Origin of the sequence: Aeromonas sp. MR16 (assembly GCF_022549315.1) — a bacterium.
In the GTDB taxonomy this organism is placed as follows: Bacteria; Pseudomonadota; Gammaproteobacteria; order Enterobacterales; family Aeromonadaceae; genus Aeromonas; species Aeromonas aquatica.
The window spans coordinates 21,261-40,969 of record NZ_JAKZFK010000014.1 but is presented as its reverse complement, the minus strand read 5'-3'; the positions used below and the strand labels follow the sequence as shown (position 1 = coordinate 40,969).

Below are 19,709 nucleotides of genomic sequence, written 5' to 3'. Positions count from 1 at the left end.
CACTCGTGGCTGCGCGTTAACGCACGCAGCAGATAGCCCAGCAGGGCGAGGACCAGCAGCAGATATAGCCAATTCATAACGACTCCGTTGAGATGATTAGCGCCGAAAATCGATGTAGAACCACATCGACCCCTTGGCTGTAATTGACGCCTCAAGGGTATAAATAAGGGGCGTAAAGGCGCCATAAAGCGCCCTATGACGGGCGTAAAATCGGCGTAAAAAGCGGGGGTTACTGAGCGGCAGGATAGAAAAAACCCGGCTGGAGCCGGGTTTTGTTCGGGCTGGGTACCGCTAGAGCATGGTCACGAATTCTTCCGCGCTGGTGGGGTGGGGAAGGGCAACGCAGTGGTGGGAGGCTGGTTACGGATATGCAGCCAGCACCACCTTTGCTTAGCGCATGGTCACAAACTCTTCCGCGCTGGTGGGGTGGGGAAGGGCAACGCAGTGGTGGGAGGCTGGTTACGGGTATGCAGCCAGCACCACCTTTGCTTAGCGCATGGTCACAAACTCTTCCGCGCTGGTGGGGTGGGGAAGGGCAACGCAGTGGTGGGAGGCTGGTTACGGATATGCAGCCAGCACCACCTTTGCTTAGCGCATGGTCACGAACTCTTCCGCGCTGGTGGGAAGGGGAACGCAGTTATTGAAGCTGGCCTGATAGTGACAGGCCAGCTTCAACCACGTTTATCGCATGGTCACAAACTCTTCCGCGCTGGTGGGATGAATGGCGATGCAGTTGTCGAAGTCCGCCTTGGTGGCCCCCATCTTCATGGCGACACCGAAGCCTTGCAGTATCTCGTCCATCGCAAAGCCGATGCCGTGCAGGCCGACCACCTTCTCCTCTGGCCCGACGCAGACCAGCTTCATGCGGGTGGGCTGGCGGTGCTGGGTCAGCGCCGAATACATGGCGGTGAACTGGCTGCGATAGACCTTGACCTGGCTCTCGCCATACTCGGCGATGGCCTCCGGCTCGGTCAGCCCTATGGTGCCTATGGGCGGGTGGCTGAATACCACTGTCGGCACCAGATCGTAGTTGAGGTGCTCGTTTGGCTTGTTGTTGAACAGCCGCTCCGACAGGCGACGGCCGGCGGCGACGGCCACCGGGGTGAGCTGGATGCGGCCGGTGTTGTCACCCACCGCATAGAGGTTGTCGACATTGGTGTTCTGGAACTTGTCGGTCGGGATATAGCCCTTGTCATCCAGCGCGATGCCGGCGGCAGAGAGGTTTAGATTGTCGGTGGCGGGGGCACGGCCTATGGCCCAGATCAGGCAATCCACGGTGAGGTGGCGGCCATCTTCCAGCTGCAGGGTCAGGCTGTCGTCGGCGTTCTTGATCACCGCTTTAGGGATGGCATGGGTATGCAGCTTGGGGCCTTCGGCAGCCATGATCTCCACCAGGGTCTCCTGGATCATGGGATCGAAGTTGCGCAGCGGACCCTGCTTGCGTACCACCAGATGGGTCTCCGAGCCCAGCGCCTGCATCACGCCGGCGATCTCGACGGCAATATAGCCGGCACCGACTACGGCGACCCGCTTCGGCTGCTCTTGCAGGGCGAAGAAGCCGTCTGAGTCGATGCCGAGCTCGGCGCCTGGGATATTGGGCACCTCGGGGTGGCCGCCGGTGGCGATCAGTATGTGATCGGCCGTGTAGTGCTCACCATCCACTTCGACTGTGTTGCCGTCGACGAAACGGGCGAACCCCCGGATGACGGTGATCTGGTTCTTGCCGAGCACGTTCTCGTAGGATTGATGAATGCGGCTGATATAGGCCTGGCGGGATTCCACCAGCTTGGCCCAGCTGAAGTGGTTGAGTGTGGTGTCGAAACCGTAGTCGGCGCCATATCTCAGGGCATCGGCGATCTGGCCGGCATACCACATGGCCTTCTTGGGGACGCAACCCACGTTGACGCAGGTGCCGCCCAGTGCCTTGGCTTCGATCAGGGCGACTTTCTTGCCATACATGGCCGCCCGGTTGGCCGAGGCGATGCCGCCGCTGCCGCCGCCGATGGCGATGTAGTCAAAATGCTGTGCCATGGTAGGTTCTCCGCTTGTGAAAAATGCTGTCACAGCATGATGGGGACAAAGGCGCCGGCCCACAAGGGCCGGCGCTCAGTTCTGCTGGATGGGCAGGCGGATATGGAACTGGGCGCCCAGGCCTGGTTCGCTGGCGCAGTGGATGCGGCCGCGCAGCAGTTGCACCACCAGGTTGTAGATGATGTGAGTGCCGAGCCCGCTGCCGCCGTGGCCCCGCTTGGAGGTGACGAAGGGATCGAAGATGCGCGGCAGTATCTCGGGGGGGATGCCGCGGCCATTGTCGCTGTAGTCGATGATGAGCTCATTGTCCTGCTGTTCCACCCGGATGCTGATCTTTTTGGGTCTGTCCCAGCCATCGAAACCGTGGTTGATGGAGTTGAGGAGCAGATTGGAGTAGATCTGGGTGAAGCTGCCGGGGAAGGAGTAGAGGGTCAGCTTGGGATCGCATTGGATGTCGACCTCACACTGGGCCTTCTTGAGCTTGTGGCCGAGGGAGACCACCACTTGGTGCAGGTTGTCGGCCAGGCTGAAGTTGTAGCGTGCCTCGGACGACTGATCCACCGCCACCTGCTTGAAGCTGGCAATCAGCTCGGAGGCGCGTCTCAGGTTGCCCTGCAGCAACTGCATGGATTCATCAAGATTGACCGTGAATTCATTCAGATAGGAGCGGGAGAGCTGCTTGGCCTCGATGTGCTGCTTGAAATCGGCCACCTGCTCCTGCAGGTAGGAGGAGGCGGTCACGCTGATGCCGATGGGCGTATTGATCTCGTGGGCCACCCCGGCGACCAGCGATCCCAGCGAAGCCATCTTCTCCGACTCCACCAGGGTTTGCTGGGCCTGTTTCAGGTCGTCGTACGCCTTGCCCAGCTGCTCGTTGGCATCGCTCAGGCGGCGGGTGCGCTCGTCTACCTTGCCTTCCAGCTGCTCGTTGAACAGGGTGATCTCCCGCTCAACTTTCTTCAGGCGGGTGATGTCATAACCGAATCCAATCAGATACTTGAGGTTCGGGCCTTCGTAGAAGGGGGCGAAGGTCCACTGCAGGACGAGTTCGTTGCCCTGCTGGTCGTGCATGATGATCTCCCTGTCTTCGAGGGAGCCCTGTTCGGCGAGCAGGGTGCCCAGCTCGGTCCGCTGCTCCTGGCTGACGAACAGATCCAGCCAGTTGTGCTGCAACAACTCTTCATGGTGATAGCCGGTGAGCAGGATGGCGGCAGGGTTGATGCTGGCGATGTTGAGGTCCGGCTCCATGCAGCAGATAACCATGTTGGCCGAGTTGATCAGGGTGGCGGAGAAGTCCCGCTCCTGCTGGAGCTGCTCGGCGGCCTGATGGCGGGCCGTGAATTCATCGTTCAGACGGGTGCGCATCTGGTTGAGGGTCGCGGCCAGCGCATCGAATTCGTCGGGGTGCTTGCGGGGCAGGGTGCGCCCCTCCAGCGTCAGCTCCACTGCGAGTCTATCCAGGTTCAGTTTCTGGGCGTAGTTGACGATGCGATTGATATGACGGATCACCAGGTAGTAGATGATGATCAGGATGCAGAAGGAGACGACCAGGGTCTTGATGGTCTGGCTGACCAGGATCAGCACGGATTTCTCGATCAGCCGCTGGTAGATCTGTTCGAGGGAGGCGGCGACAAACAGCTTGCCGACGATCTCGCCCTGATAGGTGAGGCTGAACTCCCGGGAGATGTCGTACTGCTCTTTTTCCACGCCCTGGGTCAGCAGTGGCACTTCCGAGTTGCCGAGCATCTCCTTGACCATCACGAACTGCATGTTGGGCAGGTTCATGATGCCTTCGATCTGAACCTTGACCTGTTCTTCATCCAGATTCCATAAACTGGCGGAGATGGGCTGCAGGAAGGAGGCCTCGATCTGATCGATGCTCGCCTCGATGACGGTCACATCCTTGTTGTAATCCCAGGCGAGCTGCAACACCGTAATGATCATGGCCAAGACGGTACTGCATATCAGAATGTAGGAGAGCAGACGGTAAGACAGTCCGTTAAGGCCGATGGCCTTGGAGAAGATTCCTGACATGGCATCCTTGCGGTCTGGATTGAGTGCGGTTTAGTGTAACTGCTTCATCTACCTATGTCGTGTGTCATAAAACGGATAAAAGTAAGGCCCCTTTCGGGGCCTTTTTGTTCTCTCCAGGGATTAATGATTCCCTTTCGCCTTGGCCGGAATGGATTCATCAAATTCCGGCAGCGGTTTGTGCTCGGAGGCCAGGTAGGTGTAGATCACCGGCAGCACGAACAGGGTGAACAGGGTGCCGATGGCCAGACCCGCCACTATCACGATACCGATGCTGAAGCGCTGGGCGGCGCCTGCACCCGCGGCATAGAGCAGCGGGATGAGGCCCGCAATCATGGCCGCCGTGGTCATCAGGATCGGGCGCAGTCGCACCTTGGCGGCTTGCATCACCGCCTGCATCCGGTTCAGACCGTGCAGCAGCTGCTCCTCCTTCGCCACCTCACAGATCAGGATGCCGTGCTTGGTAATCAAACCGACGAGGGTGATGAGGCCCACCTGGGAGTAGATGTTCATGGTGGCCATTCCCCAGGCCAGCGCGATCAAGGCACCGCTGATGGCGAGCGGGACCGAGACCATGATGACCAGGGGGTCACGTACCGATTCAAACTGGATCGCCAGCACCAGGAAGATGATGGCAAGGGCCAGGGCGAAGGTGGCGTACAGGGCGTTGCCTTCGGTCACGAACTGGCGGGCTTCCCCCATGAAGTCGTAGCGATAGCCTTGCGGCAGCTTCTCTTCTGCGGTGGCCTTGAACCAGTTGATCGCATCACCCATGGCGACACCCGGAGCAGGAACTGCGCCTATGGTCGCCGAGTTCAGCTGGTTGAAGTGGGGCAGGGCACGGGGCTCGCCCACCACTTCGATGCTGATCAGGCTGCCGAGCGGGATCGACTTGCCATCGGCGGCACGCACGTAATAGCCCTTCATGGATTCAGGGTTCATACGGAATTTACGCTCCACCTGCGGGATCACCTCGTAGGAGCGGCCATCCAGATCGATCCGGTTGACGTAGCCATCCGCCATCATGGTGCCCATGGTGACGCCTATGTCCTGCATGGTGATGCCGTAGGCACCCGCCTTGTCCTTGTCGATCTTGATCTTCATGGTGGCCGAGTCGTAGTTCAGATCGAGATCCGAATAGACGAACTGGCCGTTGGCCTGGGTGGCCGTCAGCATCTCACCGGCGATCAGGAACAGGCTCTCGAAGCTGTTCGGGGTGGTGATGACGAACTGGATGGGCAGGCCGCTCGAGGCACCCGGCAGCTCGGGGAACTGGAAGGTGGTGATGGCCATACCTGGGATGTCCTTCACCAGACCGGCAACCCTATCCAGCACCTCTTTCTGGCTCGCTTCACGCTCGCTCCAGGGCACCATGGAGGCGATGCCGAAGGCCTGGTTGGCGTTGAACACCCCGGAGAAGACCTGGGAATACGCGATCTCGGGCTGCTTATCCAGGATCTTGTTCACGTCCGCCATGGTGTTTTCGATGTAGTCCAGGTTGGCATTGGAGGGTGCCGTCCCCAGCACGGCCATAACGCCCTTATCCTCGGACGGGGCCAGCTCGCTCGGGATGAACTTGAACAACAGCGGCAGGCTGCCGAACACGATGACGGCGAACACAACCACCACGATGCGGTGCTGCATCACGGCGTGCAGCATGCGGTCGTAGCGATTCGTCATCCGATCCAGCAGGTGGTGCACCGTGCTCTCGAACTTGTTCGGCTGCTCATTGGCCTTGAGCATCTTGGCGCACATCATGGGCGACAGGGTCAGGGCTATGATGCCGGAGACGAATACCGCTCCCGCCAGGGTCAGCGCAAACTCCTTGAACAGGGAGCCGGTGATGCCCCCCATCAGGGCGATAGGCGCGTACACCGCGGCCAGGGTGACCGTCATGGCTATGACCGGCACAGCGATCTCGCGGGTGCCTATGATGGCCGCCCGGAACGGTTCTTCCCCTTCCTTGATGTGACGATCGACGTTCTCCAACACGACGATGGCGTCATCCACCACCAGACCGATCGCCAGCACCATGGCCAGCAGGGTCATCAGGTTGATGGAGAAACCGAACAGATCCATCATCATCACCACGCCGATGAGGCTCAGCGGTATGGTGATGATGGGGATGATGACAGCCCGGAAGGAGCCGAGGAACAGGGTGATCACCACCAGTACGATGGCGGCCGCTTCCAGTATGGTCTTGATAACCTCGTGGATGGATTCGTTGATGGCAATGGTGGAGTCATACAGCACGTTGGTCTGCAGGGTACTCGGCATGTTGCTCTTCAGGCTCGGCAGCAGCTCCATCACATCGTGGGCGATGGTGATGGGGTTGGCGGTCGGCGCCGCGTTGACCGCAAGCACCACCGCTTCCTTGCCGTTGGCGCTGGCACGGTAGATGTCGTGGCTCTTCTCCAGCGTCACCTTGGCGATGTCGGAGAGGCGGATCACCTTGCCATCCCGGGTCGCCACCACCAGCCGCTTGAGCTCACCGGTGTTGCTGACCTGGGTTTCGGCATTGCCGTTGAACAGGGTGAAGTAGCCGGTCGCCTGGCCGGTAGCAGACTGATAGTTGTTGCTGTTGAGCACCGTCATCACGTCGCTGGAGGTCAGGTCGAAGGCCGCCATCTTGGCCGGATCCAGCCACACCCGCAGGGCAAACTCGACCCCGCCGTAGATGTCGATCTTGGAGACCCCACCCACGGTGAACAGCTGGGGCTTGATGACCCGCTCCAGGTAGTCGGTGATCTGGCTGGAATTCAGCTCAGGGCTGGTGAAGCCCATGTAGAGCACCGCCGTGGTCGAACCGGTGGAGGAGGTGACCGAGGGGTCTTCCGCCTCCTTGGGCAACTGGGAGCGCACCGAGTTGACCTTGGCCAGGATATCGGCCAGGGCTGCGTTGGGGTCGGTGTTCAGCTTCATGTACGCGGTGACGGTGGAGCTGCCCAGCTGGCTGGAAGAGGTCATGAAGTCGATGTTGTCGGCTTGCGCGACCGCCTGCTCAAGGGGTTGGGTGATGAAGCCCTGGATCAGGTCAGCACTGGCACCGTAGTAGCTGGTGTTGACCGTGATCACCGTGTTGATGACTTCAGGGTATTCCCGCACCTGCATCTTGAAGATGGCCTGGAAGCCCAGCAGGGCTATCAGGAAGCTGAGCGAGATCGCCAGCACGGGCCTTTTTATGAATATGTCAGTAAATCGCATCACAGATCTCCGCGCTTACAGCATCGGGGTTTGTGCCGGAACGGCAAGGGCATCGTTTTCGACTACGCGCACCTTGGTATCGTTACTCAGGCGAACCTGACCCGACAGCACGATTTCATCGCCGGCCTTGAGGCCAGACAGCACATGGACGTCATTGCCACGACGCTCACCCGCCTTGACCACTACCTGCTTGGCACGCTTCACACCGTCCGCCTCGTGGATGACATAGACGTTCTCGCCGTACAGGGTGAAGGAGATGGCGGATTGCGGGATCACGATCTGATCCTTCACCGTGGGCAGTATGATGCTGGCACGGGCAAACATGCCGGAGCGGAGCTGGCCCTCGTTGTTCGGGATGTCAGCCTGCACCTGGATCAGGCCGCTCTGATAGTTGACGGCTGGCTCGATGGCGGTGATATGCCCGTCAAACTGGGTATTGGGATAGGCATCCACGTTGATCTTGATGGTCTGGTGCAGGGCAATCTTGGAGATGTCGGTCTGGGGCACGGTGAAGCGCAGGCGCATCACGCTGGTGTCTTCCAGTCGCACTATCTCGGTACCCGGTTCCAGGTATTGACCGAGGAAGACGTTGCGCAGGCCGACCACACCACCGAAGGGAGCACGCACTTCGCGACGGGCTATGGTGGCCTTCAGGCTCTCTATATCCGCTTCCAAGGAGCGGTAGCTGGCTTCGGCGTCATCCAGTTGATCCCGGGAGATGGAGTTCTTCTGGTACAGGTTCTGATAGCGCTCAAACTTGGCCCGCGCCGCCGGCAGTCTGGCCTGGGACGATTGCAGGTTGGCTTTTTCCACGCTGGAGTCCAGGCTCAGCAGCAGCTGATCTGCCTTGACCTGGGTGCCGGATTCGAAGCTGATCTTGTCGATGGTGCCCGCCAGTTCACTGGAGAGAGTGACCCCTTGCTTGGGCTCGATGAAGCCGATGGCATCTATGGTCGGAACCCAGTCTTGCGCCTTGGTCACCATGGCGGTGACCGGGAACTCAGGCTCTGGTCGATTGGCCATGAACTCTGCGATCTTCTTCTGTTTGAACATATTGAAGCCGATGACACTGCCAAACAAGGCGAGTGCTATCAGCAGCATGATGGCCATCCACTTTTTCATGAACAGGCTCCTGTGGTGGAAATATTAGGGTTTAAAATGGCATTCCAGCTGGCCCGGATCACCGTCTCCAACTGTTCTTGCGTCAATACAAAATCGTGAACCCGGCGTTGTTGTGCCAGGTTGGTCACGCAATCCAGACTCAGCGCCTGCAGCACCAGGACGGGTAAATCGATAAACAGTCCTTGCTGGCGTCCCCGTTCGAAGAAGCGCTCAAGTGGCGCCCAGGTTGCCATTATGACCGGATCCCGCTCCAATTCAGCCCCCAATGGAGAACTTTCGTACTGCAATTTGCATTTGAGGGCATTGGGGTGGTGGGTGAAGATGGCATCGATGTTGAGCCACAGGCGTCGAAATTGCCGATATGACACCTCTTCTATCTGCACATCCTCCATGACCAGCGGATGACACTTCAGAATGGTGTGCAGATAAAGTTGGCGGATCAGATCATCCTTGTCGCTGAAGTAGCGGTAGATGGTGCCTGCCGCCACATTGGCTTGCTTGGCGACCGCGGCAACGGAGAGACCATAGAAGCCCTGCTCGCCGAGGATCTCGTGCGCCGCCTCGAAAATGCGCTCTTTTTTATCCATGACTCTGCTGATCACAATGAATGAACGTTCATTCATTCTAGGTAGAGAAGCAAGCAAGTCAAGGATGAGAATCGATACTCTGCCAGATGAGGGCACAGAAGTGGGCCGAGTGAGGACGATTCAGGCCGAAAGCATGGAGAAGAGATACAAAACTGTACAAAGCGATGCAAAAACAATCGGTTGATTCATTGTGATAAAAAAAGAGTGGACAAGGTGGGTGCCATCATCAATAATGCGCCCCGTTCGACAGCGTAGCGCCCGTAGCTCAGCTGGATAGAGCGCTGCCCTCCGGAGGCAGAGGTCACAGGTTCGAATCCTGTCGGGCGCACCATAAAACGTGCGCCAGTTAAGCGGGCGTGTTGTGGAACGAAAACAGCTGTGGTGGCTGTAGCTCAGTTGGTAGAGTCCCGGATTGTGATTCCGGTTGTCGTGGGTTCGAGCCCCATCAGCCACCCCATTTTACAGTTGTTTTGCGGCATGTTAGGTATGCGAAGGTGGCGGAATTGGTAGACGCGCTAGCTTCAGGTGTTAGTGCCCCCCGGGTGTGAGGGTTCGAGTCCCTCTCTTCGCACCATACTTGCTGTATGACGAAGGTGACCATTGGTTATCTTGATAGTTGAAAAAGAAGTACCCCATCGGTGATTAGCGCAGCCCGGTAGCGCATCTGGTTTGGGACCAGAGGGTCAAAGGTTCGAATCCTTTATCACCGACCACATTTGAAAACCTCGCTTCGGCGGGGTTTTTGCTTTTCTGCGATTTGCTCTCCCTCTCTGTCACGTCTTTTTACACTTCTGTTGGCGCCTGTTCGCCTCGAGTTCGTTATGCTGGGTGCCAGACTCCCAAGTAGTGGGCATCATCGAACACTTTCAGGCACAAGGTCACATGTACCATCATCCTATGCTCTTTCAAGCCTGCACTCTGGCGCTGGTGGTCATGACCCTCGGCGGTTGTGCGTTGCAACCCAAGCCGGAGGCATTGCTGATGGGGGCGGCCCCCAAGTCGACAGCGTCCTCCTCGGCGGCCCTGGTGACCGATGGCGGCTTCTGCGTGGCCTTGAGCGAGAAGGGCGGTCTGCTGACTCAGCCCTGTGACCGGAGCCCCCGCCAGCAGTTCGAGTGGGATGCCGGTGCCTTGCAGCTGTCGGAGCATTGCCTGATCGCCAGGGGCAGCGACGATCTCGTCATGGCGGATTGTCAGGATAACAGCCATCAATGGCAATGGCAGGCGGATCGCCTGTTCAACCGGCAGGTCTCGCTCTGTCTGGATGTGGCCGGGCGTCGTCACCAGCCCGGCACGCCGTTGCGACTGGCGGAGTGTTACGGCGGCGCCAACCAGAGTTTCGAGTGGCAGCCCGCCACCAGCCTGCTGGATCGGCTAGCCCTGCCCAACCTCGCCTGGTGAAAAGGACGAACGCGGCAGGGCCGGCGTTCTGGATGAAGAGATGCGATGAATGGATGTGAAAAGGGTGGTCATGCGACCACCCTTTTGCATTTCTGGCGAGGAGACGAACGGGATCAGCCGACGCTGGGGGCGAACAGCTGCTCCAGATAGACGGCGACACCATCCTCGTCCGAGCTCAGGGTCTGCTCATGTTCAGGCAGAGCCAGCTTGAGGCGATCGTGGGCGTTGCCCATGACCACGCCGCGACCCACCATGCTCAGCATCTCGAAGTCATTCATGCCATCGCCGAAGGCGACTGCCTGGGACATCTCCAGTCCATTCTGGGCCAGCACAGCGCGCACGGCGTTGCCCTTGTGCACGCCACCGTGCATCACCTCGAGACAGTCCGGCAGGGAGAAGGTGACGTTGAGCCGATCACCATATTGCTGGTTGAGCCGGGTCTCGATCTCGAGCAGTTTCTCGTGATCGCCGATGTAGAACACCTTGTTGATCTTGTCCATCGGGTGAGTGGCGAGGTCGGTCAGGCGGTAGGCGAAGCCGGACTCTTCGTGGAATTGCAGCATCTTGGGCATCTCTTCCTCCACCAGCCACTCGTCGCCGTAGTAGACGTTGAGGTGGATGGAGGGATCCCGTTCCAGGGTGATCAGCTCGGCCGCCACCGAAGCGGGCAGCGCCTGATTGAAGATCAGCCGATCCTGCTTGTCGTGCACCACGGCGCCGTTGGAGGTGATGAGATAGATATCGAGTCCGAGCGCATCGCGGATGCCGCGCACGTCCACATGATGGCGACCGGTGGCCACCACGAACTTGATCCCCTGATCGACCAGGCGGTGCAGGGTGTCACGGGTGCGGGGGGAGATCTGGTGCTGCTTGTTGAGCAGGGTGCCATCGAGATCGGATACAACTACCTTGAACATCATTACCTCGGCATGAATGGAATGCCGGGGCAGTGTACCCCAGCGTCTGACCTCACCCCATTTATTTAGGGATCCAAAAAATAGCCAGTATCGGCGCTAGAAACGAGCGAAGAACGCCAGGGTCGCGGTCAGTGCGGGAAGGCGCTGGGTATCCGCCTCGATAAACAGCTCGTGCCAGCCCCCCTCGATCCGCAGCGGCTTGCCCCCTTCACAACGTGCCCTGGTGCAGAACTCGTCCTGGGCCAGGTTGTCGACGATGCCGTCATCCCCCGCCTGTATCAGCAGCAGCGGCGTCTTGATCCTGTCTGCCTCGGCGATGGCGGCATCCCCGGCCTTGATGCCCTCGCGGATCCAGTGGGCGGTGACGCCGCCCAGCTTGATCTGCGGCTGCTGTTCATAGAGCTGGCGGAATGCCTGATAGCGGGGCTCGCTGTGACTCAGACCGTTGTCGGCGAAATCGTGGGAGACATAGCCCCCCTGTCCCGGCCCGTAGGGGGGCTCGCCCCACCAGCTGCCGACCGTATCCATGGTGACCGCCAGCCCCTTGGCCAGCCACTTGGGCAGGCCGCCGAGGTTGATGCCCAGCATGGGGGAGGAGAGCACGGCCGCCTTGATGTCATCCGGCCAGCGTTCCAGATAGCGTGCCGAGATGGCACCCCCCATGGAGTGGGCCAGCAGGAACAGCTTGGCGGGTTGGTCCGCGACTATGACCTCGTCGTGGAACTGCTTCAGATCCAGCACATAGTCGTCGAAGTCGGCGACATAGCCCTTCTCCGGATCCGCCAGCATGCGGCCGGACAGCCCCTGGCCGCGATGATCGATGAGATAGAGGCTGTAGCCCTGACGCCACAGATCCCAGGCCAGCTCTTGATACTTGAGGTAGCTCTCGACCCGGCCGTTGACGATGAGGATGGCTCTGTCCACCTTGGCCTGGCGCAGGGCGGCGTAGCGGATGCTCACCCCGTCCTTGCCCTTGAACTCTCCTTCGACGGCATGATCACGCCAAAAATCGGGCAGGGTCTGCTGATGAAGAGAGGGGACCTCGGCTTCCATGGTGAGCTGATAGGGATTGTCCACGGCGAGGGCTCCGGCAGAAAACAGGGTCAGGGCCAGCAAGGGCAGGCAGTTAACTTTCATCGGATGGATACTCCATGTCCATAGGGTCTTCCTGGTGTGCGGCCCAGCCTTTGCGGGTCAGCTGCATCCGTTGCCACCAGGCCTCGTCCGCCAGGATCTCGCCCGCCGGGCCGAGCTGGGGGTAGGGCATCTCTTTTTCTTTGCAGAGCTGGGCATAGATGGGATAGCCCCCCTCGAACAAGATGCTGTTCTGCTCGTCGAGATCGAGGGGGCAACCGCGCTGGTAGCAGCCCGCCAGCTCGCGCTGGCGCTGGGCCTCGTACAGGATGGCAGCGGCGGCCACCGAGACGTTGAGGGACTGCACCATGCCCACCATGGGGATGACGATATGATGATCGGCCAGCGCCAGCGCCTCTTCCCCTATGCCGTGCTTCTCCTGGCCCACCAGGATGGCGGTGGGCTTGGTGTAGTCGATGGCACGAAAGTCCACCGAGCTCTCGGAGAGGTGGGTCGCCAGGATCTGCATGCCGGCGGCTTTCAGTTCGCCGACCGCGGTACCTATGTCCGGGTGCAGCTTCACATCCACCCAGTTCTGGCTGCCACGGGCGGTGCCCTTGCGCGGGTGGATGGAGGTCTTGGGCCAGACAGCATGCACGCGATGGATGCCGATGGCGTCGGCGGTGCGCACTATGGCGGCCAGGTTGTGAGGCTTGTGGACCTCTTCCATGCAGACGGTCAGGTCGAGCTGGCGCATGGCCAGCATGTCGGAAATCCGTTTAAAGCGTTCAGGTGTCATATCAGTTTCTATGCAGTGGGGCTCCAGCTGGCCAGAATGGTCAGCATGCCGGATAGGCGGCTTACGCGCTCGGGAGCCACGGGTTGTCTCTGTAAAAGCAACAGGCGGCTTGCGCCGCCTGTGTTCAGTTCTTCTGTCGGCTCACTCTGAGCACGTTGGGCATCACCCGGATCTTGCGCATGATGTTGGCAAGGTGGATACGGCTCTTGGTGGTGATGAGCAGGGTGACCAGATAGACCCGGCCATCCTTCTCCTCGGTACTGATGGCGTGAATGTTGGCGCCGGTGGCCGCGATCACGTTGGCCAGCTCCGCCAGCGCTCCCTGATGGTTGATGATCTCGATGCTGATGCCGGTGCGGAATTCCTGCTCCTGCTCCTTGTCCACCTCCCACTGCACCGGCAGGTACTTGTCCGGTTCGCGGCTGTAGCCCCTGATGTTGCGGCAGGACTCCTGGTGGATCACCAGGCCCTTGCCCGGGCTGATGTGGGCGATGATGGCGTCCCCCGGGATCGGGCGGCAGCAGTTGGCGAAGGTGACCAGCATGCCATCGGCCCCCTTGATCGGCATCTTCTTGCCGGTGGACTTGGGCTGCTCTTCCGGCGGCAGTTCATCCCCCAGCATGCGGCGCGCCACCATGACGCTCATGGCGTTGCCGAGGCCCACGTCGGCCAGCAGGCCCTGCAGGTTCTCGTGCTTGGTGTCGGCCAGCACCTGCTTGATGCGCGGTTCGGGGATGTCTTCGATATTCTTGGCACCGAGCGCATGGTTGAGCAGGCGGCGACCCAGCACCACCGACTCTTCGGTACGCAGGTTCTTGAGGAACTGGCGGATCTTGGAGCGCGCCTTGGTGGTCACCACGAAATTGAGCCAGGCCGCGTTCGGGCGGGCGCCGGGGGCCGTGATGATCTCCACCGTCTGACCCGAATGCAGCGGGCTGCTGAGCGGGTAGGGGTGACGGTCGACCCTTGAGCCGACACAGGCGTGACCGATGTCGGTGTGAACCGTGTAGGCGAAGTCCACCGGGGTGGCGCCGGCGGGCAGCTCCATGATGCGGCCCTCCGGGGTGAAGACGTAGATCTCGTCAGGGAAGAGGTCGGTCTTGACCCCTTCGATGAATTCGAACGAGCTGCCGGCGCTCTGTTGCAGCTCCAGCAGGCTCTGCATCCAGCGCTGAGCGCGGATCTGGGCCGTGGTGCCCGAGCTGTCGCCATCCTGCTTGTAGGCCCAGTGGGCGGCAACCCCCTTGTCGGCCATCTGATCCATGAATTCGGTGCGGATCTGCACCTCGACCGGCACCCCGTGCGGCCCCACCAGGGAGGTGTGCAGCGACTGGTAGCCGTTACTCTTGGGGATGGCGATATAGTCCTTGAAGCGGCCGGGACGTGGCTTGTAGAGGCTGTGCATCTGGCCCAGCACCCGGTAACAGGTATCTATGTCCTTTACCCTCACGCGAAAGGCGTAGATATCCATCACTTCGTGGAATTGCAGTTCTTTCTTCTCCATTTTGTTGTAAATGGAGAATAAATTCTTCTCGCGCCCGCTCACCTGAGAGTCGATGCCGGCCTCCCGCAGCCGGCCCTCAATCTCGCTCTGGATGGAGTCGATGATCTCGCGGCGATTGCCACGGGCGCGGCGCACCGATTCCCGCAGCACCCGGGAGCGCATGGGGTAGAGCGCCTCGAAGCCGAGCTCTTCCAGCTCGTTCTTCATGGTGTGGATGCCGAGACGGTTGGCGATGGGGGCGAAGATTTCCAGCGTCTCGCGGGCGATGCGGCGACGCTTGTCCGGCCGAAGTGAGCCCAGCGTGCGCATGTTGTGGGTGCGGTCGGCGAGCTTGATCAGGATGACCCGGATGTCCTGGGTCATGGCCATCATCATCTTGCGGAAGTTTTCGGCCTGGGCTTCCTTGCGATCGCGAAACTTCAGCTTGTCGAGCTTGGAGACGCCCGATACCAGCTCGGCAACGGCGTTGCCAAACAGTTCGGCCAGATCGTCTTTGGTGACCGGGGTGTCTTCGATGACGTCGTGCAGCACGGCGGCCATCAGGGTTTCGTGGTCGAGGCGCATGTCGCCCAGGATCCGGGCCACGGCAACCGGGTGGGTGATATAGGGCTCGCCGCTGGAACGCATCTGTCCCTGGTGAGCATCACGGGCCACCACATAGGCTTGCCTGAGCTTCTCGACCTGCTCGGAAGGCAGGTAGGAATTGGCTATTTCTTTAAGATTTTCAAATAAATACAAGACAGTCCCCGCAGTGGCGAAACAGCAATTCGTGGAATTGAGGGTATGTCTCCGAGTTTGCGAGGTTTTCGAGCGGTTGTAAATGGGGAGAACAGTCGGCACCCGGGCGGGTGCCAACCGGAAAAATAACTTAACCGCGGCCTTCAGCGATGGCAGCAACGGCAGCCAGCTCGGCGGCTTCCTGCTCTTGCTGCTCGTAGCGGTCCTGGGTATCCATCACTTGATTGTTCACCAGACCCATCTCGATCTCGCGCAGGGCGATCACGGTCGGCTTGTCGTTCTCTGGGTCGACCAAGGGATCTTTGCCTTGTACCGCGATTTGACGGGCGCGGCGCGCGGCGACCAGCACCAGATCAAAACGGTTACCTACCTGTTTTACAGCATCTTCTACAGTAACGCGTGCCATGAGGACTCCAGTGTTTGGGCTTTCTGTGTTGAAAAAAGCGGTGTTTAAAAATGACGCAAAAGTTTACTTGTTTTTGGACTATTCTGCCAGCAACTGTTGCAGCAAGTTTTGTTGGGCCTGCTGTTGCTGGTGCAATGCCAGCCGCTGGCACTCGATGATGGCCCTGAGCTGGAACAGCGCCTGCTCAAAGTCTTCGTTGATGATGACATAGTCATACTCGTCGTAGTGCACCATTTCGGCAATGGCTTTCTCCATCCGCCCTTTGATCACCTCGGCACTGTCCTGGCCGCGTCCGATCAGGCGTTGCTGCAGCTCGGCGCGGCTGGGGGGCAGGATGAAGATGGACTTGGTCGGCATCTGCTCGCGGATCTGGCGAGCACCCTGCCAGTCGATGTCGAGGAAGACGTCGATGCCTTGGGCCAGACAGGCCTCGATGGCGGCGCGGGAGGTGCCATAGTAGTTGCCGAAGACCTCGGCCCACTCCAGAAAGTCGCCGCGCGCGATCAGCGCCTTGAACTCTTCTACCTGCACGAAGTGGTAGTGCACCCCATTCTCTTCCCCTGGGCGCATGGCGCGGGTAGTGTGGGAGACCGACAGTTGCATCTTGCCAGCATCGTTATGCTTGGTCAGCAAGGCATTGATCAGGCTGGACTTACCCGCCCCGCTAGGGGAGGAGATGATGTAGAGAGTGCCTTGTTGCGCCATGTCTGTACCTTTAAGCGATGACAGTGTTTTGGTTGTAGCAGAGGCCGCCGTCTTGTGCCCGATAAGGGAGACAGTCGCTCGCAAAACACGGAAAAATCAGAATCAGAGGGATCTAAAGGCGGCGAATTTTAGCAGATGGTGGCGGATAAAAAAACGGCCGGAATCATATTCCAGCCGATCAAAGTATTCGTAGCTTGCTGCGGGAGCGTCACCCACAGGTCACTATTCTGCCTCTGGCGTGGGAGATGGGCCAGCAGGTTATCCCAGCCTCAGGATTCGGAATTTCCGAGTTTTTCACCGCCAGGCAGTCGATGCTGGGCGCAGATCCGATCGAAGGCGGCGATCACCCGCTCGCTCGTTATCTTGCTCATGGCGTCAGGATCCTTGAGGCGGGTGCGCCAGTCGAGCTGTGCCAGCGGCTTGCCGGTCTCCTGCTCGATGAGTTCCTGATAGACGCTGACCGCATAGTCGCGGCACAGATAGGGGCCGGTGCGCGCCGGATTGTGGTGGGCGTAGAGGCCGATGACCGGAGTCCCCACCAGGGTCGCCATGTGGGTGGGCCCCGTGTCCGGTGCCAGCACCAGGCTGGCCTCGGCGATCAGTGCCAGCAGTTGCTTGAGGTTGGTCTGGCCCACCAGATCCACCGGCCTGCTCTGGCTCAGCCGCTGGATGTCGGCGGCGAGATCCCGCTCCAGTTTGGCCGGACCGCCACAGAGATAGACCTGAAAACCCTTGCCGGCGGCGTGATCCGCCAGGGCGGCATAACCGGCGGCGGTCCAGTTCTTGAACGCCTTGCTGGCGGCGGCGCAGATGAGCAGGGTGGGCTTGCCGCCCACCTTCTGCCGGGCCCAGTCGCGCTGTTCCGTGCCTATGGGCAACTGCCAGTCCGGCGTCAGATCCCGGATGCCGAGCTCTTTGGCGAAGGCGAGAAAACCGTCGAGCACATGGGGGGAGGCGGGCGAGGGCACGCGATGGTTGGTGAATAACCACTGACCGTCGCTGGCGCGTTCTTTATCGAAGCCGAGTTTGACGCCGGCCTTGATGCCGAGAGTGGCGATGCTGGCCCGCAGGGCGGCCTGCAGGTGCAGCAGGGCGTCGAACCGGCGGCCCTTGAGGGTCTGCCACAGCGCGCGATAACCGCGCCAGCCCTTGCTCTTGTCGAAGGCAATGACCTCGACTCCGGGCAGGTCGGCAAAAAGTGTCGCTTCAATCTTGCCGGTGATCCAGGTGATGCGAGTCTCTGGCCACTCCCGCTGAATGACGCGCACCAGCGCCAGCGCATGGCAGCAATCCCCGATGGCGGAGAGCCGCAGGATGCAGATAGAAGAAGGTGGCGTTTGGAACAGCGGCATGATGTGGCGCAATGGTGGCAGAATGGATGGATGGCATTATGCAAACTCCCTTGTGGATTGTAAAATCGCACCCGCTGGCATGCCTGACCGGCACATTCTCCATGGATTGATGCATTGCGCCCAACTATCGACCGGAATCTTCAGATGTTGACACAGACCGTCCATAACCAGATCTGCTGGTATGCCGAAGGGGCCTTCCGCGACCCTTCCCCCGAATTGTTCGATCCGGCCTGGTGGCAGACCCATCGCCAGGTGGTGGGTTCCGCCATCGGTCGCGGGGTGACCTGGTTTGTGAAGGATGAGTCGCGCCACCTGGTGCTGCGCCACTACTACCGCGGTGGCATGGTGGGCAAGCTGGTGCGGGATCGTTTCTGGTTTGAAGGGGTGGAGACCAGCCGTGCCATGGTCGAGTTCAGCCTGCTGGCCAGGCTGAGCGAGCAGGGGCTGCCGGTGCCGCGCCCGTTTGCGGCGCGTATGGTCAAGCAGGGTCCCTTCTATCGCGCCGATATCCTGATCGAGCGCATCCGCGGCGCCAAGGATCTGGTGGCGCTGCTCAAGCAAGGCAGCATCGCCGGCGAGGTGTGGCACAGGGTCGGCCAGACGGTGCGCCAACTGCACGATGCCGGCGTCTATCACGCCGATCTCAATAGCCACAACCTGTTGCTCGACAAAGACGGCAAGGTCTGGGTGATCGATTTCGACAAGGGGGCCATCCGCTCCCCCGGTAGCTGGCAGCAGGCCAACCTTGAGCGGTTGCTGCGCTCCTTCACCAAGGAGTCCCAACTGCATACCAGTTTTCACTTCGTGCCGGAAAACTGGCAGGCGCTGATGGCGGGATATCAGGGCACCACGGGCGGAAAAGCAGGCTGAGCTTGTTGCTCGGCGCGAGCGCCAATGCTACTTATTTGGGCTGATATTTGGATCCGGTTTCGAGGCGTGTGATGGAAAGAGATGTAACTCCCTGGGTTGAGACCGTGACCCGGCTCGATATGTCCCTGATGGCGCAAGCCATGGAGATGCTGGAGGCCGGGATCTGGGTCTGGTCGGCGGAGCAGGGGCTGAGGCGCGATCCCTCCTGCCTGCAACTGCTGGGGCTTGAAGGCGATGAGCTGGATGATCTCGGCTGGCTGGCACGGGTGCACCCGGACGATACCGCCCGCCTGGAAGAGGCCATCAGGGCGTGCCAGAGTGGCCAGGGCAACGGGCTGCGCCTCGAGTATCGCATCTTGCACCATCAGGGCCACTACCTCCGGCTGGAGGAGCGGGTGCGCAGTGATGGGCAGGGTCAGCTGTTGGGGGTGGTACGCCACCTCGATCCGGCCGCACCCCAGCTGGACGAACGCCACAATACGGATCCCCTCACCGGGCTCGAGAGCCGCAGTTACTTCGAGTTGCTGCTGGATGAGCGGCTGGCACACGAGAGCGGCAGCTTCTGCCTGCTGCAGTTCACCGTGGATCACAGCAGCAAGATATTGCAGCTGTTCGGTGAGGTGGCCTGCGACGCCATGCTGGCGAAGCTGGCTCGCATAGTGCGCCGCGAGCTGCGCCGGGAAGATCCCTTCGCCCGCTGGGACGAGGATGGTTTCATCCTGATGCTGTCCCAGACCGATCGCCTGAGCGGCCTGGAGATCGCCGAGCGGCTGCGCCTCGAAATCGCCGATGCCAACCTGTTGCCCGAGCGGCCGGTGACCGTCAGCATCGGGTTGGTACAGAGCCAGAGCGCCGAGCAGATCGATCACTTGTTGGCCCGGCTGGCCTCTTGCCACGGCCAGGCCAAGCGGGAGCACAACACCGTCATCGGTTGATTTTTAGTCAGTACTCACTCACCCGATGACGTC

At 60.3% G+C, this 19,709-nt stretch carries 15 protein-coding genes and 4 tRNA genes; 7 read left to right on the top strand and 12 right to left on the bottom strand.

The features are described from left to right. Positions 1–681: 681 nt before the first annotated feature. The 5 genes from gorA to MM194_RS12090 form a co-directional block, all read right to left on the bottom strand. Positions 682–2,031 (bottom strand): glutathione-disulfide reductase, encoded by a 1,350-nt coding sequence (gene gorA, locus MM194_RS12110; RefSeq protein WP_241343695.1) that lies wholly within the window; start codon positions 2,029–2,031, stop codon positions 682–684. Positions 2,032–2,106: 75 nt separating this feature from the next. Beyond that, positions 2,107–4,065 carry an ATP-binding protein gene (locus MM194_RS12105; RefSeq protein ID WP_033130864.1) on the bottom strand — a complete coding sequence of 653 codons (1,959 nt, stop codon included), beginning with the start codon at positions 4,063–4,065 and terminating at the stop codon, positions 2,107–2,109. 120 nt (positions 4,066–4,185) lie between these two features. Further along, positions 4,186–7,266 (bottom strand): multidrug efflux RND transporter permease subunit, encoded by a 3,081-nt coding sequence (locus tag MM194_RS12100; protein ID WP_241343694.1) that lies wholly within the window; start codon positions 7,264–7,266, stop codon positions 4,186–4,188. 15 nt (positions 7,267–7,281) lie between these two features. Further along, a complete protein-coding gene (locus MM194_RS12095) occupies positions 7,282–8,388 on the bottom strand; it encodes an efflux RND transporter periplasmic adaptor subunit (RefSeq protein ID WP_033130866.1) in 1,107 nt (368 codons plus the stop codon). Continuing rightward, positions 8,385–8,975: a TetR/AcrR family transcriptional regulator gene (locus MM194_RS12090; RefSeq protein WP_033130867.1), complete on the bottom strand. Its 591-nt coding sequence runs from the start codon at positions 8,973–8,975 to the stop codon at positions 8,385–8,387. Before MM194_RS12090 ends, MM194_RS12095 begins: the two co-directional genes overlap by 4 nt. A gap of 254 nt (positions 8,976–9,229) precedes the next feature. Here MM194_RS12090 and MM194_RS12085 point away from each other — a divergent pair. The 5 genes from MM194_RS12085 to MM194_RS12065 all read left to right on the top strand — a co-directional run bounded on the left by MM194_RS12085 (position 9,230) and on the right by MM194_RS12065 (position 10,376). After that, a tRNA-Arg gene (locus tag MM194_RS12085) sits at positions 9,230–9,306 on the top strand. Between the two features lie 50 nt (positions 9,307–9,356). Beyond that, positions 9,357–9,432 (top strand) — tRNA-His (locus tag MM194_RS12080). A gap of 31 nt (positions 9,433–9,463) precedes the next feature. Then, positions 9,464–9,549, top strand: a tRNA-Leu gene (locus MM194_RS12075). Between the two features lie 62 nt (positions 9,550–9,611). Next, positions 9,612–9,688 (top strand) — tRNA-Pro (locus tag MM194_RS12070). Between the two features lie 169 nt (positions 9,689–9,857). Further along, positions 9,858–10,376 (top strand): ricin-type beta-trefoil lectin domain protein, encoded by a 519-nt coding sequence (locus MM194_RS12065; RefSeq protein WP_241343693.1) that lies wholly within the window; start codon positions 9,858–9,860, stop codon positions 10,374–10,376. A 113-nt stretch (positions 10,377–10,489) separates the two neighbouring features. Here the strand turns inward: MM194_RS12065 and MM194_RS12060 are convergent, their stop codons facing one another. The 7 genes from MM194_RS12060 to MM194_RS12030 all read right to left on the bottom strand — a co-directional run bounded on the left by MM194_RS12060 (position 10,490) and on the right by MM194_RS12030 (position 17,871). Further along, a complete protein-coding gene (locus MM194_RS12060; protein WP_033130894.1) occupies positions 10,490–11,293 on the bottom strand; it encodes a Cof-type HAD-IIB family hydrolase in 804 nt (267 codons plus the stop codon). 96 nt (positions 11,294–11,389) lie between these two features. Continuing rightward, complete coding sequence (locus MM194_RS12055) at positions 11,390–12,430, bottom strand: alpha/beta fold hydrolase (protein ID WP_241343692.1); 1,041 nt, start codon at positions 12,428–12,430, stop codon at positions 11,390–11,392. Continuing rightward, a complete protein-coding gene (gene trmH, locus MM194_RS12050) occupies positions 12,420–13,166 on the bottom strand; it encodes a tRNA (guanosine(18)-2'-O)-methyltransferase TrmH (protein WP_241343691.1) in 747 nt (248 codons plus the stop codon). Before trmH ends, MM194_RS12055 begins: the two co-directional genes overlap by 11 nt. Positions 13,167–13,290: 124 nt before the next feature. After that, the gene (gene spoT, locus MM194_RS12045) at positions 13,291–15,408 is read right to left on the bottom strand and encodes a bifunctional GTP diphosphokinase/guanosine-3',5'-bis pyrophosphate 3'-pyrophosphohydrolase (protein WP_033130871.1); all 2,118 of its coding nucleotides are present in this window, start codon (positions 15,406–15,408) and stop codon (positions 13,291–13,293) included. 130 nt (positions 15,409–15,538) lie between these two features. Further along, the gene (rpoZ, locus tag MM194_RS12040; protein ID WP_033130872.1) at positions 15,539–15,814 is read right to left on the bottom strand and encodes a DNA-directed RNA polymerase subunit omega; all 276 of its coding nucleotides are present in this window, start codon (positions 15,812–15,814) and stop codon (positions 15,539–15,541) included. 78 nt (positions 15,815–15,892) lie between these two features. Continuing rightward, positions 15,893–16,519 (bottom strand): guanylate kinase, encoded by a 627-nt coding sequence (gmk, locus tag MM194_RS12035; protein ID WP_033130873.1) that lies wholly within the window; start codon positions 16,517–16,519, stop codon positions 15,893–15,895. Between the two features lie 269 nt (positions 16,520–16,788). Next, the gene (locus tag MM194_RS12030; RefSeq protein ID WP_033130895.1) at positions 16,789–17,871 is read right to left on the bottom strand and encodes a glycosyltransferase family 9 protein; all 1,083 of its coding nucleotides are present in this window, start codon (positions 17,869–17,871) and stop codon (positions 16,789–16,791) included. Positions 17,872–18,015: 144 nt separating this feature from the next. Here MM194_RS12030 and MM194_RS12025 point away from each other — a divergent pair, with 144 nt between their 5' ends. After that, a complete protein-coding gene (locus tag MM194_RS12025; RefSeq protein ID WP_033130874.1) occupies positions 18,016–18,741 on the top strand; it encodes a 3-deoxy-D-manno-octulosonic acid kinase in 726 nt (241 codons plus the stop codon). 71 nt (positions 18,742–18,812) lie between these two features. Next, positions 18,813–19,676 (top strand): sensor domain-containing diguanylate cyclase, encoded by an 864-nt coding sequence (locus MM194_RS12020; protein WP_033130875.1) that lies wholly within the window; start codon positions 18,813–18,815, stop codon positions 19,674–19,676. Positions 19,677–19,709: the final 33 nt, after the last annotated feature.

Coding starts and splice junctions, on each gene's coding strand:
- gorA (WP_241343695.1), bottom strand. CDS start 2,031: ATGGCACAGCATTTTGACTACATCGCCATCGGCGGCGGCAGCGGCGGC.
- MM194_RS12105 (WP_033130864.1), bottom strand. CDS start 4,065: ATGTCAGGAATCTTCTCCAAGGCCATCGGCCTTAACGGACTGTCTTAC.
- MM194_RS12100 (WP_241343694.1), bottom strand. CDS start 7,266: ATGCGATTTACTGACATATTCATAAAAAGGCCCGTGCTGGCGATCTCG.
- MM194_RS12095 (WP_033130866.1), bottom strand. CDS start 8,388: ATGAAAAAGTGGATGGCCATCATGCTGCTGATAGCACTCGCCTTGTTT.
- MM194_RS12090 (WP_033130867.1), bottom strand. CDS start 8,975: ATGGATAAAAAAGAGCGCATTTTCGAGGCGGCGCACGAGATCCTCGGC.
- MM194_RS12065 (WP_241343693.1), top strand. CDS start 9,858: ATGTACCATCATCCTATGCTCTTTCAAGCCTGCACTCTGGCGCTGGTG.
- MM194_RS12060 (WP_033130894.1), bottom strand. CDS start 11,293: ATGTTCAAGGTAGTTGTATCCGATCTCGATGGCACCCTGCTCAACAAG.
- MM194_RS12055 (WP_241343692.1), bottom strand. CDS start 12,430: ATGAAAGTTAACTGCCTGCCCTTGCTGGCCCTGACCCTGTTTTCTGCC.
- trmH (WP_241343691.1), bottom strand. CDS start 13,166: ATGACACCTGAACGCTTTAAACGGATTTCCGACATGCTGGCCATGCGC.
- rpoZ (WP_033130872.1), bottom strand. CDS start 15,814: ATGGCACGCGTTACTGTAGAAGATGCTGTAAAACAGGTAGGTAACCGT.
- gmk (WP_033130873.1), bottom strand. CDS start 16,519: ATGGCGCAACAAGGCACTCTCTACATCATCTCCTCCCCTAGCGGGGCG.
- MM194_RS12030 (WP_033130895.1), bottom strand. CDS start 17,871: ATGCCGCTGTTCCAAACGCCACCTTCTTCTATCTGCATCCTGCGGCTC.
- MM194_RS12025 (WP_033130874.1), top strand. CDS start 18,016: ATGTTGACACAGACCGTCCATAACCAGATCTGCTGGTATGCCGAAGGG.
- MM194_RS12020 (WP_033130875.1), top strand. CDS start 18,813: ATGGAAAGAGATGTAACTCCCTGGGTTGAGACCGTGACCCGGCTCGAT.